The organism is Streptomyces sp. NPDC002671 (genome assembly GCF_053592475.1).
In genome coordinates this window covers 19078-30927 of sequence record NZ_JBSFVU010000011.1, presented here as the reverse complement: position 1 = coordinate 30927, position 11850 = coordinate 19078, and the positions used below count along the sequence as shown (strand labels likewise).

Here is an 11850-nt window from a genome sequence, read left to right as displayed (position 1 = left end):
CGGCCGGACTACTCGGCCAGCACCGCCTCGGCGTCAAGGGTGACGCCGACCGCCTGGACCACGGAAGCGATCTTGAACGCCTCCTGGACCACCTCGCGGTCGACACCGGCCTTGCGCAGCACCTGCTCGTGCGAGTCCAGGCACATGCCGCAGCCGTTGATGGCGGACACCGCGAACGACCACAGTTCGAAGTCGACCTTGTCCACGCCCGGGTTGCCGATGACGTTCATCCGCAGACCCGCGCGCAGGGTGCCGTACTCGTGGTCGGACAGCAGGTGCCGGGTGCGGTAGAAGACGTTGTTCATCGCCATGACGGCGGCGGCCGACTTGGCCGCGTTGTACGCCTCCGGCGAGAGGTTCGCCTTCGCCTCCGGCTCCAGCTCGCGCAGCACGATCGGGGAACGGGAGGCGATGGCGGTCGCCAGCACCGTGCCCCACAGCTGCTGCGCGGGCAGCTCCGAGTTGCCGATGACCGAGCCCAGGTTGAGCTTCAGGTCCTTGGCGTAGTCAGGGATGCGGGACTTCAGGGAGTCGAGCGACATGGGAGTCACTCACCAGCCAGCAGCGCGACCGGGTCGAGGGTCTCGTCGCCCTTGCTCCAGTTGCACGGGCACAGCTCGTCCGTCTGGAGGGCGTCCAGGACCCGCAGGACCTCCTTGGGGTTACGGCCGACGGAGCCGGCGGTCACCATGGCGAACTGGATCTCGTTGTTCTGGTCGACGATGAAGACGGCGCGCTTGGCGAAGCCGTCCTCGCCCTCGATGCCGAGGTCGCGCATCAGCTCGTGCTTGGAGTCGGCCATCATCGGGAAGGGCAGGTCACGCAGGTCGTCGTGGTCCTTGCGCCAGGCGTGGTGGACGAACTCGGAGTCACCGGAGAAGCCGAGGACCTGGGCGTCACGGTCGGCGAACTCGTCGTTCAGCTTGCCGAACGCGGCGATCTCGGTCGGGCACACGAAGGTGAAGTCCTTGGGCCACGCAAAGATGATCTTCCACTTGCCCTCGTAGGTCTTGTGGTTGATCGTGTCGAACTCCTTGCCCTTCTCCAGCGAGACGCAGGCGGTCAGTTCGAACTCGGGGAACTTGTCACCGACAGTGAGCACACGCTCTCCTTGCAGCGAGGGAGCACCCCTTTTGAGGGTGTTTCCCTTGGGTTGGACGCCGACGATGTTGGCACAGGCGGCATTGATTAGGGAAATAGCTACACTCGGTCATGTTGATCGGAGGTAGTTATCAGTGACCATCAGTAACGGCAAGCGGAGGCAGCCGAGCCTCGCGCAGCTGCGTGCCTTCGCCGCCGTGGCCGAGTATCTGCACTTCCGGGACGCCGCGGCGGCCATCGGGATGAGCCAGCCCGCGCTGTCCGGCGCCGTCTCGGCGCTGGAGGAGACCCTCGGCGTCACCCTCCTCGAGCGTACGACCCGCAAGGTACTGCTCTCGCCCGCCGGTGAGCGTCTCGCCGTACGGGCGAAGGCGGTGCTGGCGGAGGTCGGGGCGCTCATGGAGGAGGCCGAGGCGGTCCGGGCGCCCTTCACCGGGGTGCTGCGGCTCGGGGTCATCCCGACCGTCGCGCCGTATCTGCTGCCCACCGTGTTGCGGCTGGTGCACGAGCGCTACCCGGACCTCGACCTCCAGGTGCACGAGGAGCAGACCGCCAACCTCATCGAGGGCCTCAACTCCGGCCGCCTGGACCTGCTGTTGCTGGCCGTCCCCCTCGGTGTGCCGGGTGTCGTCGAACTCCCGCTCTTCGACGAGGACTTCGTGCTCGTCACCCCGCTCGACCACTGGCTCGGCGGCCGGGAGGGCATCCCGCGCGAGGCGCTGAAGGAACTCAACCTGCTCCTGCTGGACGAGGGCCACTGCCTGCGCGACCAGGCCCTCGACATCTGCCGTGAGGCCGGCCGCGCGGACGCGCCGGTCACCACGACCGCGGCGGGTCTGTCCACGCTCGTCCAGCTGGTCGCCGGCGGCCTCGGCTGCACGCTGCTGCCGCGCACCGCGCTCCGGGTCGAGACGACCCGGAGCAACCAGCTGCTCACCGGCTACTTCGCCGACCCGGCCCCGAGCCGCCGTATCGCCCTCGCCATGCGCACCGGCGCGGCCCGCGCCGCGGAGTACCAGGAGCTGGCGGCGGCCCTGCGCGAGGCCATGGGGCCGCTGCCGGTGCGCTTGGCGGACGAGCAGGCCTAGCCGGATGACGAGCAGGCCCAGCCGGATTCGGTACGGACGGGCTACTCCGTCCGCAGCCCGTTCGGGCGCATCAGGCGCAGCAGCGGCGGCAGGCTCAGCAGGGTCACCGCGAGGACCACCGCCGCGCCGATGCCGGTCAGCGACAGTACGCTCGACCAGTCCACGGTTACCGGTGTCGCCGTCATCTTCAGCAGGACCGCGCCCAGCGTCAGGCCCACCACCGAGGCCAGCAGCAGGCCGAGCGCGATCGGGACCGCCGTCTGCCACAGCACCGACAGGGCCAGTGTGCGGCGCCGGGTGCCGAAGGCCACCAGCGCCGACAGCAGCTTGCGCCGCTCGCGCAGCTGCTCCAGCTGGGAGACCAGCAGGCTCGCGCCGATCAGCGCCAGGACGCAGGCGGCGCCGACGAGCAGGCCGGTCCGGATGGAGGTGAACTTCGTGGACTTCTCGCTGGACGCCCACACGATCGTGCTCGCCAGCGGGTCGATCCGGGCCGCCGTGTTGCGGACGTACTCGTGCACGTCCGGCACCGACTCGTCGAGCGACAGGTACACCTGACCTCTTGCCAGCCCGGCCATCCGGTGCGGCACGGCGGAGGGGGTCATCAGGAAGCCGCTGTCCCTGTATCTGTTCGGGCCTTCGATCGAGCGCACCTGCTTCAGGCCGCCAGGCACGGACCAGACGAAATCCCGGCCCTTGTAGAAGCCGTTGCCCGTGTCGAAGTAGAGCTTGCGGCCCGGCGTGGCGAGCTTCGCCACGTCGGCGTCCATCTCCTTGTCCCCGCCCCGCGCCACGAAGATGTCCCCGTCGTGGCAGGACGTCAGCCGTGCCACCTCGCGCAGCGCGGCGCAGTCGCCGACGGTCACGCTCGTCGAGGTGTTCGGCCCGTCGTCGTTGTTCCAGCTCCGGTTGGCCACGTCGAGGACGGCGAGCGCGGTGGCCTTCCGTACGCCCTTGGTGGCGGAGAACTTGTCGGCGACCGAGAAGAAGGCGCCGCCCCGCGATATCTGGACCTCCATCTGCGTCCGCTCGACGTTCTGGCCGGTGACCTTGGTGTAGTCGCTCTCGACGCCCGAGAACAGCATCTGCAGGGCGATCGCCCCGGCCACCGCGACGGCGATGCCGTTCACCATGCGGGCCGCCGAACCGCTGTTCAACTGCAGCCGCCGTACCGCCAGTTGCCAGGCGACATGGCCCGCGCCGAGCCGGGCGACCACGGCCTCGACGACCCACGGCAGCAGCGCGGTCACGCCGACGAGCAGCAGCAGGACGCCGCCGATCACCAGGTACTGGTTGAAATCGCCGTTCGACCGGCCCTGGCCGATCATCGGGGCGAGCATCGCGAGGCCGCCCAGCGGCAGCAGCAGCCGCCACCACAGCCGGCGCCGCGAGGGCCTGGCCGCGCGGACCACGCCCAGCGGCTCGATGACCACCCCACGCATCGCGAACAGGGTGACCAGCACCGCTGCCGCCGGGACGGTGACGGCGACCAGCAGGGCCAGCGCGGGCGTCGGGTTGAGGTAGCTGGGGAACACGCTGATGTCCAGGATCTCGACCGAACCGGCGAGATGACGGCCCAGCAGGAAGAAGACGGTGCCGAAGACCAGCCCGACCAGGGAACCCGCGAGCGCCTCGCCCGCGGCGATCCGCCGGGTCATCCGGCTGTCGGAGCCGACCAGCCGCAGCGCGGCCAGCCTGCGGTCGCGCCGCTCGCCGCCGAACCGTACGGCCGCGGCGATGAACACGGCGACCGGCATCAGCAGCACCACGAACACGACCAGCACCAGCAGGATCAGCACGGGGTCCATCCTGTCGGGCGGACTCGGGTGCGGTTCCCCGAACGCGGTGATCCGGGCTGTCTGCCAGCCGTTGATGCGCGGTGCCAGGTTCTTCGCGCCGGCGTAGTAGGCGAGTTCGTGCGAGCCGACGAGCCCCTGCTCGCCGATGGTCCCGACCACCCGGTACGGCAGCCGCTCGCGCAGCAGCTTCCCGTCGGTGGAGTCGAGCAGCCGCTTCAGCGCCGGGGAGACCACCATGTCGCCCGGCGCCGGGTACTTGGCCAGGCCCGGTGCGAGCGGCGCACGCGGCCCCTCGGGTTCCACCAGACGGCCGCGGATGTCGGAGCTGTGGTAGTTCGTGTCGGCGTTCGAGATCACCAGGGTGTTGGCGGCCTTCGGCCTGTGCTTCTGGTCGTACGTGTAGTCCAGGCGGGCCTCGTCGCGCTGGTGCCGTACCGCGAGGGCGTTCGGAATGGCGGTCGTCAGCAGCAGCAGTGCGACGCCGAGCCCGACACCGACCGCCGTCAGCAGCACCCGGACCCAGCCCTCGCGTCCGCCGGCGAAGGCGAACCGCGCCCCCATGCCGAGATCCCTGGCCCACTTGGAATGGGAAGGGGCGGCGCGAAGCGCCTCGGGCAGGGCGGTGGTGGGCGACGGGTGGGCATTCATATGGCGTGCTCCATGTCCCGGGACTTCCCGTCGCGTACGACGATCTCGCGGTCGGAGTAGGCGGCCACCCGCGCCTCGTGCGTGACCAGCACCACGGCCGCGTTGCTCGACCGGGCGGCGTCCGTCAGCAGCTCCATCACGCGCTCGCCGTTGAGCGAGTCCAGCGCGCCGGTCGGCTCGTCGGCGAACAGCACCCGGGGCCCGGTGACCAGCGCCCGTGCCACCGCGACCCGCTGTCCCTGGCCGCCGGAGACCTCGCCGGGCCGCTTGCCCTTGAGGTCGTCGACCTCGAGGCGCTCCATCCAGCCCAGTGCCGCCTTCTCAGCCGCCTTGCGGGAGGTGCCGTTCAGTCTGAGCGGCAGTGCCACGTTCTCCACGCAGGTCAGCTCCGGTACGAGCTGCCCGAACTGGAAGACGAAGCCGAACTCGGACCGCCGGAGCGCACTGCGCCGGGCGTCGCTCATCGTCGCGAGTTCCTGCCCGTTGTACGTGATCGAGCCCGAGTCCGGCGGCACGATCCCCGCGAGGCAGTGCAGCAGCGTCGACTTGCCGGAGCCGGAGGGGCCCATGATGGCGACGACCTCGCCGGGGTGGATGGAGAACCCGGCGCCGTCGAGCGCGACGGTCGGCCCGTAGGCCTTGCGCAGGTCCTGGGCGATGAGCAGGGAACCGGGAGGAGGAGTCACTTGGCCACCTCCGCACGGAGCTTGTCGAGACGCGCGGCGGTCAGCTCCAGCCAGCGCAGGTCCGCCTCCAGGTGGAACAGGGCGTGGTCGCAGATCAGCTGGTCCGCGAGGTCCCCCTTGCGCTTGCGGTCGGTCAGGATCCGCATGCTGCGCAGGTGTTCGGCGCGCTGAGTGTCGAGGATGTCGGCCGCGTTGCGGTGGGTGAGCAGCGCGAGGACGACCTTGGTGTAGAGGGTCGACTGGAGGTACTCCTCCGGCTTCTCCGGGGTCCCGAGCCAGCGCTCGACATCGGTGACGCCGGCGTCGGTGATGGCGTACCGCTTGCGCTCGGGCCCGCCGCCCGCCTCGATCCCGTCGACCTCGACGAGGCCGTTCTTCAGCAGCCGGGACATCGTGGAGTAGACCTGGCCGTAGTGCAGCGGCCGGTCGTGACCGAACTTCTCGTCGAAGGCCCGCTTCAGGTCGTAGCCGTGGCGCGGGCCGGACTCCAGGAGCCCTAGGAGGGTGTGACCGATGGACATGACCGCACTCTACACGCGGTGTATACGCCGTGTGTATACACGCAGTGTGTAGATCATGACCTGGAGGGTTTCAGTGCAGGTGGGGGGCCATTGTCACGGTTCTGCGACAGGCGGCCGGCCCCTGCGTGGCAGCGGTCCGGCGTCCCGCGGCAGACGTCCGGCGTCCGCCAGGGCCTTGCGCAGCAGGAACTCGATCTGCGCGTTGGCCGAGCGCAGCTCGTCCCCGGCCCAGCGGGCCAGCGCCTCGTACACCGACGGGTCGAGCCGCAGCAGCACCTGCTTGCGCTGCTGCGGCCGGCGCCGCGGAGTCTGCTCCGCCTGGTCCGTCACTGGTAGAGGGTTCCCGCGTTGAGTACGGGCTGGGGTGCCCGGTCGCCGCACAGCACCACCATCAGGTTGGACACCATCGCCGCCTTCCGCTCCTCGTCCAGGTCCACGATGCCCTGCTCGGCGATCCGGGAGAGCGCCGCCTCCACCATGCCGACCGCGCCGTCCACGATCTGCCGCCGCGCGGCCACGACCGCGCCGGCCTGCTGCCGCTGGAGCATCGCGGAGGCGATCTCCGGAGCGTACGCGAGATGGGTGAAGCGCGACTCGATGATCCGCACTCCGGCCGCCTCCACCCGCGCCTGGAGTTCGACCGCGAGCTTCTCGGTGATCTCCTCGGCGTTGCCGCGCAGCGAGAGGCCGTCCTCGTCGTGGGCGTCGTAGGGGTACTCGATCGCGATGTGCCGGACCGCCGTCTCGGTCTGGGTGGCGACGAACTCGGCGAAGTCGTCGACCTCGAAGGTGGCCTGGGCGGTGTCCTGCACCTTCCACACCACGACCGCGGCCAGCTCGATCGGGTTGCCGTAGGCGTCGTTGACCTTCAGGACGGCGGTCTCGTGGTTGCGCACCCGGGTGGAGATCCGGGTCCGCGAGGTGAACGGGTTGACCCAGCGCAGGCCGTCCTCGCGGATCGTGCCCCGGTAGCGGCCGAAGAGCTGGACGACCCGCGCCTCGCCCGGCGCGACCGTGTTCAGACCGCGCATCGCGGTCAAGGCGGCGAGGAGGACGAGGGACCCGGCGACGATCAGCCCGGCCTTGGCGCCGGGCGCGGAGACCGCCGAGCCCGCCGCGAACAGGGCGACGGCGGCGCCGAGCCCGAGCAGGCCGAGCAGCAGGGCGAGCCCGCCGCCGATGCTGTGCGCGGTGAACTCCCTCACGCGCGGTGCGGGCATGTCGGGTATGTCGGCGGTGGTCGCCTCGTGGGCGGGGCCGTATGCGGACATGGATGGTCCCCCATTCTCGTAAGCCTTAGCTTCAGTCTAGCCAAGTGATATCACTTTAACGCTCCGGGCAACCCGGGGACGGTCACAGCCGTCGGTTCCTTTGGGGCGGGTGCTGATTGTCACGTCCGTAAAAGTGCGGATCGCAGGGCCTTTGTCATAGAGACGGGTGTTAGCTTTCGGAGCTGACCCCGATGAGGAAGCGGAGCGTAGGTACCCATGGGACGAGCGGAAGAGAGACGAGCGCGACAGCGCGGTGGCCACCGCGCGGCGCCCAAGCGCCGCCGTTCCACCCCCACGGGCGCACCCGCGACCGCCACCGCGAGCGGCGCCGGCCCGGCCGCCAAGCCGCCCAAGGGCCGAATACGCCGGCTCTTCACCTGGAAGAAGATCCTCGGCACGTTCTTCGGCTTCTGTCTGCTCGGCATCGGCGGTTTCACCGCCCTGTACCTGTACGTCGATGTCCCTGAGGGCAACGCGCTCGCCAAGCAGGAGAGCAACATCTACAAGTACAGCGACGGCACGCTCCTCGCCCGGGTCGGCGAGACCAACCGCGAGAGCGTGGACCTGTCCAAGGTCCCGAAGGGCGTGCAGCACACCTTCGTCGCCGCCGAGAACAAGAGCTTCTACTCGGACTCCGGCATCGACCTGCGCGGTCTCGCCCGCGGTCTGTTCAACACGGTGACCGGCCGCGGCACCCAGGGCGGCTCGACGATCACTCAGCAGTACGTCAAGAACTACTACCTGAACCAGGATCAGACCGTCACCCGCAAGCTCAAGGAGATGGTCATCTCCTTGAAGGTCGACCAGAAGAAGACCAAGGACGAGATCCTCGCGGGCTACATCAACACCAGCTACTACGGCCGCAACGCCTACGGCATCCAGGCCGCCGCCCAGGCCTACTACCAGGTCGACGCCCAGGACCTCAGCGTCGCACAGGGCGCCTATCTCGCCGCGCTGCTCCAGGCGCCGAGCCAGTACGACTGGGCCGCCGCGAGTCCCGTGGGCAAGAGGTTGGTTCAGGAACGCTGGAACTACGTCCTGAACAACATGGTCGAAAAGCACTGGCTGGACCCGGCCGAGCGGCAGGGCATGAAGTTCCCGATCCCGAAGGAGCCCAAGGGCGCGCCCGGCGAGGAAGGACAGAAGGGCTATCTGGTCGAGCTCGCCAACCAGCAGCTCGAAGACCAGCTGATGAAGCAGGAGGGCATCAGCCGCACGGACGCCGCGCAGCAGGTCGTCAAACGCGGCTGGACCATCACCCTCAACATCGACAAGAAGAAGCAGGACGCGCTGGAGCAGGCGGTCAAGGCCGAGCTGACCGGCAAGCTGGAGCCGAAGCAGCGCAAGGTCGACGCCAACGTCCAGGCCGGCGCCGTCTCGGTGGACCCGAAGACGGGCAAGATCGTCGCGATGTACGGCGGCCAGGACTACCTCAAGCACTTCTACAGCAACGCCACCCGCCGGGACTACCAGCCCGCCTCCACCTTCAAGCCCGTGATCCTCGCCGCCGCGCTGGAGCAGAACGCCACCACGCAGAACGGCAAGCCGATCAACGCCGACACGATCTACGACGGCACCAGCGGGCGCCAGGTCGTCGACCACGGCGCCAAGGTCGGCTTCGGCCCGCCGAACGAGGACCACCACGACTACGGTCCGGTCACGGTCCAGCAGGCCATGGACCAGTCCGTCAACTCCGTCTTCGCGCAGATGGGCGTCGACGTGGGCATGGACAAGGTCATGAGCACCGCGAACAAGCTGGGCATGGACACCACGGGCATGCAGGCCGTGCCCGCCCAGACGCTCGGCTCGATGGGCGCGAGCCCGCTGGAGATGGCCGGCATCTACGCCACGCTCGACAACCACGGCCAGAAGGTGACCCCGAGCATCGTCAAGTCGGCGGAGCAGAAGGGCCGTTCGGTCGAGATGCCGAACCCGATCGGCGGCAGCGTCATCAGCCGGACCGCCGCCGACACCGTGACCTCCGTACTGACCGGCGTGGTCGACGACGGTACGGCGCGGAGGACCGTGGCGCGCAACGAGCTGCGCGACGGCCAGCAGGTGGCCGGCAAGACCGGTACCTCCGACGAGGACAGGTCCGCCTGGTTCACCGGCTACACGCCCGACCTGGTCACCTCGGTGGGCCTGTTCGGCGAGGACCTGAAGACCAAGGCCCATGTCTCCTTGAGGGGCGCGACCGGCCAGATCCCGCCGCCCGGCCGGGTCAACGGCGGTGGCTACCCGGCGCAGATCTGGGCCGCGTACACCTTCGGCGTGACCCACAAGGCCACCTTCGACCTGAACACCACCCAGGGCGCGGCCGTCGAGCCGACTCCGACGGTGAGGTGGAGCGACACGCCGTCCCAGACCCCGTCGAAGACGCCGACCAGCGAACCGCCGACGTCGAAGGAGCCGACCTCCGAGTCGCCGACCCAGACGCCGAGCCACACCCCGACCCGGACGCCCACCCAGACCCCGACGCAGACGCCGACCTTCAGCAGTCCGCCGCCGACCGAGACCACCGAGAAACCGCTCGACCCCGGCGACGGCCAGAGCCGGCAGTAGCAGGCGGACACAGCGAAGGGCGCCCGGCAGTACACCGGGCGCCCTTCGCGCTGTCGTGTCAGGCCCGGTTCAGCTCGAACCAGACCACCTTGCCGGTGCTCAGCCGGGTCGCGCCCCAGCGCCGGGCCAGCCGGTTGACCAGGTACAGGCCGCGCCCGCCCTCGTCCGTGGCCCGTGCCTGCCGGAGCCTCGGCAGCTGCGGCACGTCGTCGCCGACCTCGCAGCGCAGCACGTCCGTGCGCAGCAGGCGCAGCGTCACGGGCCGCGAGGCGTACCGCACGGCGTTCGTCACGACCTCGCTGACCAGCAGCTCGACCGAGTCCGTCAGGTCCTCCAGGTCCCAGCGGGCGAGCGCGCGCCGGGCCAGCCGACGGGCCTGGCCGGGGGCCGTATCGTCCGGCTCCAGCGTCCAGTACGACACATCGCTCGGCGCGATCCCGTCGAAGCGGGCCGCGAGCAGCGCGATGTCGTCGTCCCGGTCACCGGGGCCGAGCATGTCCAGCACCTCGTCGCACAGCGCTTCCAGCGGTGGCGGATGGTCCGGGCCGGTCAACTGGGCCGTCGCGGCGAGCTTTTCGCGCAGCTGCTCTATGCCGGTCCACACGTCCCGCAGCCGGGACTCCACCAGGCCGTCGGTGTAGAGGAGCAGCGTGGCCCCGGCGGGCGCGTCCAGCTCCACGGCCTCGAAGTCGACCCCGCCGACCCCGATGGGCGCGCCCGGCGGCACCCGCAGCACCTCGGCCCGGCCGCCCAGGTGCAGCAGGACGGGCGGCGGATGGCCGGCGTTGGCGATGGTGATGCGGTGCGTGACCGGGTCGTAGACCGCGTACAGGCAGGTCGCCATGCGGTCGGTGCCCAGGCGCTGCGCCTGCTCGTCCAGGTGGTGCAGCACCTCCTGCGGGGGCAGGTCGAGCCCGGCCAGGGTCTGCGCGGTCGTGCGCAGCTGGCCCATGATCGCCGCCGAGGTCATGGAGTGCCCCATGACGTCACCGACGACCAGCGCGACCCGGCTGCCCGGCAGCGGGATCGCGTCGTACCAGTCGCCGCCGACCCGCGCGGTCTCCGCGGCGGGCAGATAACGGGAGGCCAGCCGGACGCCGGTCGGGCGGGGCAGGGTCTCGGGCAGCATGGTGCGCTGCAGCTCGTCGGCGATGTAGGCCTCGCGGCCGTACAGCACCGCCTTGTCGATGCCGAGCGCGCTGTGCGTGGCCAGCTGGGCGGCGACCAGCAGGTCGTCCGCCTCGAACGCGAGCCGCTCCGGGCGGCGCAGGAACACCGCCGCGCCGATCACCCGGCGCCGGCCGCGCAGCGGCGCGAGGATCGCGTGCTGCCCGTCCGGTACGACCGCCTCGCCGCCCTCGCCGAGCAGTTCGGGCAGCGCGGCACGGGCGGCGGGCGCGTCCGCGAACACCGGCCGCACTCCGCGCAGCACCTCGTTCAGGGCGCCGCCCGGCCGCACTTCGCACAGCTCGGCGGTCAGCGTCGACAGCTCCGCCAGCGGCGAGGACTCGGTCGGCTCGGGCACCGGCGGCAGCAGGAAACCGCCGTCGGTGTCCCGCTCCTCCGGTATCCGGTCGGTGCGGCGCAGCCGCAGCACCACCGGGCCGGTGGGCCGCTCGTCACCGACGGGCAGCGGGTCGCGCAGATAGACCAGGATCGCGTCCGAGAACGTCGGCACGGTGGCCCGGCACAGCCCCATCACGATCTCGTCCAGGTCGATGCCGCGGGCGATCCGGCGGGTCGCCGCGCCCACGAACCTGAGCCGGTCCCCGTCGCGCCGCATCGGCATCGGCCGCCCCGCGGGCACACCGCGCCCGGTACGGCGCTCCTGGCCGCCCGGCGCCCGCTCCTGTTCGGCGCCGGGCTGCGGCGGAATGCCCTCCGGCGCGGGGCGCGGCCGGTGGGTGCCGGGCTCGGCGGCGGCGGGCTGCGAGTGCTCGGGGCCGTTGACTGCGGGCTCCTTCCCCTGGTTCGCCTTGTTCCCCTTGTCCCCCTTGGCGCAGGGCGTGGTGGTGCCCGGCCCGGACGGCGGTCCCTCGGAGCGGGCCTGAGCCGGTAAGGCGGGGCTGCCGAGCGGCGCCGGGGTACGCAGAAGCGCCCCGCGGCTCTCCGCGGGGTCGACGCCCGGCTGTGGGCGCTCGTAGGAGGTCGGCTGCTCCGTCACGGGTGTCGCA

The 11850-nt window shown here is 70.7% G+C and carries 10 protein-coding genes; 2 read left to right on the top strand and 8 right to left on the bottom strand.

Annotation, left to right across the window (positions count from 1 at the left end):
• Nucleotides 1-8: 8 nt before the first annotated feature.
• On the bottom strand, nucleotides 9-542 hold the full coding sequence (locus ACWD35_RS18630; RefSeq protein ID WP_451352338.1) for an alkyl hydroperoxide reductase: 534 nt from the start codon (nucleotides 540-542) through the stop codon (nucleotides 9-11).
• A gap of 5 nt (nucleotides 543-547) precedes the next feature.
• A complete protein-coding gene (locus ACWD35_RS18625; RefSeq protein WP_451352337.1) occupies nucleotides 548-1102 on the bottom strand; it encodes a peroxiredoxin in 555 nt (184 codons plus the stop codon).
• Between the two features lie 133 nt (nucleotides 1103-1235).
• Here ACWD35_RS18625 and ACWD35_RS18620 point away from each other — a divergent pair, with 133 nt between their 5' ends.
• Nucleotides 1236-2189 (top strand): LysR substrate-binding domain-containing protein, encoded by a 954-nt coding sequence (locus ACWD35_RS18620; protein WP_451352336.1) that lies wholly within the window; start codon nucleotides 1236-1238, stop codon nucleotides 2187-2189.
• 41 nt (nucleotides 2190-2230) lie between these two features.
• Here the strand turns inward: ACWD35_RS18620 and ACWD35_RS18615 are convergent, their stop codons facing one another.
• The 5 genes from ACWD35_RS18615 to ACWD35_RS18595 all read right to left on the bottom strand — a co-directional run bounded on the left by ACWD35_RS18615 (nucleotide 2231) and on the right by ACWD35_RS18595 (nucleotide 7114).
• Nucleotides 2231-4549 (bottom strand): ABC transporter permease, encoded by a 2319-nt coding sequence (locus ACWD35_RS18615; RefSeq protein ID WP_451352568.1) that lies wholly within the window; start codon nucleotides 4547-4549, stop codon nucleotides 2231-2233.
• An 83-nt stretch (nucleotides 4550-4632) separates the two neighbouring features.
• Nucleotides 4633-5322: an ABC transporter ATP-binding protein gene (locus ACWD35_RS18610; protein ID WP_451352335.1), complete on the bottom strand. Its 690-nt coding sequence runs from the start codon at nucleotides 5320-5322 to the stop codon at nucleotides 4633-4635.
• The gene (locus tag ACWD35_RS18605; protein ID WP_451352334.1) at nucleotides 5319-5843 is read right to left on the bottom strand and encodes a PadR family transcriptional regulator; all 525 of its coding nucleotides are present in this window, start codon (nucleotides 5841-5843) and stop codon (nucleotides 5319-5321) included. Before ACWD35_RS18605 ends, ACWD35_RS18610 begins: the two co-directional genes overlap by 4 nt.
• A 93-nt stretch (nucleotides 5844-5936) precedes the next feature.
• The gene (locus tag ACWD35_RS18600) at nucleotides 5937-6173 is read right to left on the bottom strand and encodes a hypothetical protein (RefSeq protein ID WP_451352333.1); all 237 of its coding nucleotides are present in this window, start codon (nucleotides 6171-6173) and stop codon (nucleotides 5937-5939) included.
• A complete protein-coding gene (locus ACWD35_RS18595) occupies nucleotides 6170-7114 on the bottom strand; it encodes an SPFH domain-containing protein (protein ID WP_451352332.1) in 945 nt (314 codons plus the stop codon). Before ACWD35_RS18595 ends, ACWD35_RS18600 begins: the two co-directional genes overlap by 4 nt.
• A gap of 216 nt (nucleotides 7115-7330) precedes the next feature.
• Between ACWD35_RS18595 and ACWD35_RS18590 the strand changes: the two genes are divergently transcribed.
• Entirely contained in the window at nucleotides 7331-9676 is a 2346-nt protein-coding gene (locus ACWD35_RS18590) for a transglycosylase domain-containing protein (protein WP_451352331.1), read from the top strand.
• Nucleotides 9677-9734: 58 nt separating this feature from the next.
• Here the strand turns inward: ACWD35_RS18590 and ACWD35_RS18585 are convergent, their stop codons facing one another.
• Complete coding sequence (locus ACWD35_RS18585) at nucleotides 9735-11840, bottom strand: SpoIIE family protein phosphatase (protein ID WP_451352330.1); 2106 nt, start codon at nucleotides 11838-11840, stop codon at nucleotides 9735-9737.
• Nucleotides 11841-11850 lie beyond the last annotated feature (10 nt).